This window comes from Acidovorax sp. HMWF018 (genome assembly GCF_003061035.1).
Classification (GTDB): domain Bacteria; phylum Pseudomonadota; class Gammaproteobacteria; order Burkholderiales; family Burkholderiaceae_C; genus Acidovorax; species Acidovorax delafieldii.
The window spans coordinates 1-4,737 of the sequence record NZ_QAIM01000640.1; the positions used below are offsets into that span (position 1 = coordinate 1).

4 protein-coding genes are annotated in these 4,737 nt (G+C 66.2%); 2 read left to right on the forward strand and 2 right to left on the reverse strand.

Going from position 1 to position 4,737, the window contains the following annotated elements:
- Both DBR23_RS26940 and DBR23_RS26945 read right to left on the reverse strand, forming a co-directional pair.
- On the reverse strand, window positions 1-876 hold an 876-nt coding region (locus DBR23_RS26940), incomplete at its 3' end, for a HAMP domain-containing protein (protein WP_146191464.1).
- 323 nt (window positions 877-1,199) lie between these two features.
- A complete protein-coding gene (locus DBR23_RS26945) occupies window positions 1,200-2,987 on the reverse strand; it encodes a methyl-accepting chemotaxis protein (protein WP_108500117.1) in 1,788 nt (595 codons plus the stop codon).
- A 183-nt stretch (window positions 2,988-3,170) separates the two neighbouring features.
- Here DBR23_RS26945 and DBR23_RS26950 point away from each other — a divergent pair, with 183 nt between their 5' ends.
- Entirely contained in the window at window positions 3,171-4,028 is an 858-nt protein-coding gene (locus tag DBR23_RS26950; protein WP_056060904.1) for a 3',5'-nucleoside bisphosphate phosphatase, read from the forward strand.
- Window positions 4,029-4,125: 97 nt separating this feature from the next.
- A partial coding sequence (locus DBR23_RS26955; protein ID WP_108500122.1) for an L-threonylcarbamoyladenylate synthase occupies window positions 4,126-4,737 on the forward strand: 612 nt, incomplete at its 3' end.

Genomic DNA, 4,737 nt, shown 5'->3' on the forward strand with positions numbered 1-4,737 from the left:
CTCGGTGCGCGCCGACAGGTCGTGGTTGCCGTTGGCAATCTCCACCGACGCCGACGAGACCGAGTCCACTCCCTGGCGCACTTCGCTCACCACACCACGCAGCCGTGACGACATGGCCGACAGCGAACGCAGCATGTGGCCAAACTCGTCCTTGCGGGTGGATTGCAGCTCGCGCGTCAGATCGCCTGCTGCAATGGCATCGATGGTCTCGACCGCTTCGTTCAGCGGCAGGGTGATGGAGCGCACCAGCTTCCAGGCCAGGAACAGGCCCGCCGCCATCAGCACCATGGAGCTGATGATGCCGGTGATGGCGTATTCGATGCGGCGCTGGTTGGCTTCGGCACGGATCACGTCGCGGCGCTTTTCGAGCGTGGCCACAAACTCATCCTGCGCCTTGAGGTACTTGGTGACCAGGGGGGCAAACTCGTCGTCCGCATAGCGTTGGGTGGCGACGGCATCGCCTGCGCCCTTGAGCTCCCAGGTCTTGGCGGTGGCCGCCAGCACGGCCTTGCGCGCCTCCAGCACCTTGTCGAGCGAGGCTTTCTCTTCGGGCGCGGTGGCCGAGGCCACGATGCCTTCCTGCACCTTGTTGATGTTGCCAATGATCTCCTTGACCTTGGCGCCGTACTGCTCGGCCAGCACCGAGTCGGTGGTCACCGCGCCGCCCATGACCATGGTGACAGCCGTTTCAGTGGCGCCCCGCCAGCGCACAGCAGCCGAGATGCGGGCCTCGATCTCGACCACGGCGTCCATGGCCGCCGACATCGAAGAGTTGCCCCGGTTCTGCGCAAACGCAGACAGCAGCAACATGGCAATCATGAGCCCCAGAAAGGCGCCCCACAGCTTGCGGGAGACGCGGATATTGTCAAATTGCATGGTTGGTTTTTCCTCGTGGATCGGTGATGTCTCCATGGTCTGCGCATGGCGTGCAAGACACATTCGATTACATCAACAACAGGCCATAGCCTACGCCAGCCCAAGGCACCGGCGGACTCATGCCCCACCGGGAAAAACCCGCATCCAAAATCCGCCAGGAATGCGCGAACGAAGACAGATCGAACAGGCGCTAGAACCCACGGCCTGACGGGGCCAGACCGGTATACAAGTCCGAGCCCGCCACACCCAAGCCTCTGGTCCCAGTATTGCGGGCCCTGACAGGCCCACGCCCCTGAGCCTTCAGGGCACGCAAGGGCCAGGAATCAGAAGCTTTCCCAGTCGTCGTCCCCGCCCTTGGCCGCCGCCTTGGATGCAGGGGCGGCCGACTGTGTGACTGCGGGTGCAACTGGCGGCGCCAGCCGCGACGGGGCCTTGGGCGCGCTGGCGGCCGCCTTCCTGGCGGTGGCAGGCTTGTTGCCCAGTGGGGCCTTGGCGGCCGGCGCAGGCCGTGGCGCAGGCGCCGGTGCTGCAGCGCGGGGTGCCGCTGCCGGCGCCCGGGTGGCCACCGCTCCCACGTTGAATACCGACACCACCTGCGCCAGGTGCTGTGCCTGGTCACGCATCGAGGCGGCTGCGGCCGTGGACTCTTCCACCAGCGCCGCGTTCTGTTGCGTCATCTGATCGAGGTGTGTGACGGCCTGGTTGACCTGCGCGATGCCGTCGCGCTGTTCTGTCGAGGAGGCCGTGATCTCGCCGATGAGGTCGCTCACGCGCTGTACGCTGGCAACGATCTCTTGCATGCTTTGCCCTGCCTGCGCCACCTGGGCCGAGCCCGATTCCACGTTCTCCACGCTGGCGCTGATCAGGGTCTTGATCTCTTTGGCCGCCTCGGCGCTGCGCTGCGCCAGGCTGCGCACTTCGCTGGCCACCACCGCAAACCCACGGCCCTGCTCGCCTGCTCGGGCGGCTTCCACCGCAGCGTTCAGCGCCAGGATGTTGGTCTGGAAGGCGATGCCGTCGATGGTGCCGATGATGTCGCTGATCTTGCGGCTGCTGTCGGTGATCTGCTGCATGCTGGTGACCACCTGGCCCACCACTTCGCCGCCCCGCGCTGCAGCCTGGGCTGCCGTGCCGGCGAGCTGGTTGGCCTGGCGGGCCGTGTCGGCCGACTGGCTCACGGTGGCCGTGAGCTGTTCCATGCTGGCTGCCGTCTCTTCCAGGTTGGAGGCCGTCTGCTCGGTGCGCGCCGACAGGTCGTGGTTGCCGTTGGCAATCTCCACCGACGCCGACGAGACCGAGTCCACTCCCTGGCGCACTTCGCTCACCACACCGCGCAGCCGTGACGACATGGTCGACAGCGCCCGGGTGAGCACGCCCAGTTCATCCTTGCGGTCATCTTGAATGTCTTGGGTGAGGTCCCCGGCCGAAATGGCTTCGGCCAGCACCACGGCCCGATCGAGCGGCCGCGTGATGGAGCGCACCAGCAGGGCCGCCAGCAGCATGCCCAGTGCCACCACCGCGATGGCTGCGGCAGCCCCGATCAGCACCAGGTTGCCGCGCGTGGCACGTGCGGCCTGCACCGCATCGTCACGCTGGCGCTCCTGCACCGCCACGAACTTGTCGATCGACTCCAGATAAGCCAACACCTTGGGCCGGTAAACCTTGTCCACATAGGCCTGCTTGGCGGCGGCATCGCCCGCATCGGTCAGCTCCTTGAGCTTGTCGGTCTGGCCCCGGACATCGGCACGCGCAGCGGCCACCGCGGCCAATGCCGCCTTGTCCTCGGGGGACACCGCCGCCTTGTTGATCTTTTCCTGCACCGGGGTGATGCGTGCGGTGAGCGCAGCCACCCGGGTATCAAAATCTGCCTTGAGCGCCTGGTCGGTGGTCACAAACCCGGCCATCGACATGGTGACCGCCACTTCCGCCAGGCCACGCCAGCTGACCGCCGTGGTGATGGCAGACTCGTACTTGTTGACGGACTCTTCGGTCGCAGCAGTGACCTGCCGCCCATACCACTGGGTCCAGACGGCGGCCACCAGCATCAGCGCCAGCAGACCAAGAATCACGCTCCACATCTTGTGGGCGACGCGCAGGTCATTGAATTTCATGGTTGCTCCTGATGCTCTGCAAAAACCCCGAGGTTCCGCGTTGTTGTATCTTGCCCAAGGAAAACCACCACACCGCCGGCATTCGACCCGGCTGAACACCCGCCAGCCAGGCGAAATGTGCATGTAACAAGTGTTAATGGATTCCGTGGGGCGCGTTATCAGTACAAGCCCTAAAATGAATCGGTGACCTCCATACTCAACGCCGACCTGCACTGCCATTCCGTCGTCTCCGACGGAACCCTGACGCCCGAAGACCTGGCCGCGCGGGCCAAGGCCAACGGGGTGGAGCTGTGGGCGTTGACGGACCATGACGAGATCGGCGGCCAGCACCGTGCGGCCGCTGCCGCCCGCGCCCAAGGCATGGCCTACCTCACCGGCACTGAGATTTCGGTCACCTTTGCCGACACCACCGTCCATATCGTGGGTCTGGGCTTTGACCCTGACGACACCCAGTTGGCCCAGGGCCTGGCCGCCACACGCGGCGGGCGCGGCGAGCGGGCGCAGGAGATGGCGGCCCAGCTGGCCCAGGTCGGCATCAAGGGCGCGTACGAAGGGGCGCTGCAGTTTGTGGGCAACCCGGCACTCATCTCGCGCACCCATTTCGCGCGTTTTCTGGTGGAAACCGGCGTGTGCAAGGACACCTCCGAGGTGTTTCGCAAATTCCTGACCGAAGGCAAACCGGGCTATGTGCCCCACCGGTGGGCCAGCCTGGGGGATGCCGTGCGCTGGATCACACAGGCGGGGGGCATGGCGGTGATCGCCCACCCGGCGCGCTACAAGTTCAGCGCCAATGAAGAATTCGCGCTGTTCTCCGAATTCAAGCAGCACGGTGGCCGGGCGGTCGAGGTCGTCACGGGCAGCCACAGCGCAGCCGAGTACGTGACCTACGCCGACATGGCGCAGGAGTTTGGCCTGGCCGCATCGCGTGGCAGCGACTTCCACAGCCCCGACGAATCGCACACCGACCTGGGCACGCTGCCCCTGCTGCCCGGCGCATTGACCCCCGTGTGGGAACTGCTGTCCGACCGAATTTTGCGATGACCCCGCGCTGCCGAAGCCACGCCAGCCGCCGCCTGGACGATCTGCCACCAGGCAAGGCACCCAAGCGCAGCGCCACGCATCACTGAGAACCTGTCCCATGGCCCAGTATTTCGAAGCCCATCCCGACAACCCGCAGCCCCGGCTGCTCAAGCAAGCCGCACTGCTGCTGCAAAAGGGCGGCATCGTGGCCGTGCCCACGGATTCGAGCTATGCGCTGGTCTGCCACCTGGACGACAAGGACGCGGTGGACCGCCTGCGCCGCATCCGCCAGGTGGACGAAAAGCACCACCTCACGCTGCTGTGCCGCGACCTGTCGGAGCTGGCCAACTACGCACGGGTGGACAACCGGCAGTACCGCCTGCTCAAGCTGGGCACGCCAGGCCCGTACACCTTCATCCTCGAAGCCACCAAGGAAGTGCCCCGCCGCGTGAGCCACCCCTCGCGCAAGACCATTGGGCTGCGGGTGCCCGACCGCAAAGGCCTGCAGCTGCTGCTGGAGCTGCACGGCGCCCCGCTGCTGGCCACCACGTTGATCCCTGCGGGTGAGACCGAGCCCCTGAACGACCCGCAGGAAATCCGCGAGCGCTACGAAAAGCTGGTGGATGCCATCGTCGATGCCGGGGCCTGCCCCCTGGAGCCCACCACGGTGGTGGACCTGACCCCCATGGGCACCGGCGGCGACCCGGTCGTGGTGCGCGAAGGCCGGGGC

Excerpts from the sequence above, each read along its gene's own strand:
- DBR23_RS26945 (WP_108500117.1), bottom strand. The coding sequence starts at position 2,987 with ATGAAATTCAATGACCTGCGCGTCGCCCACAAGATGTGGAGCGTGATT.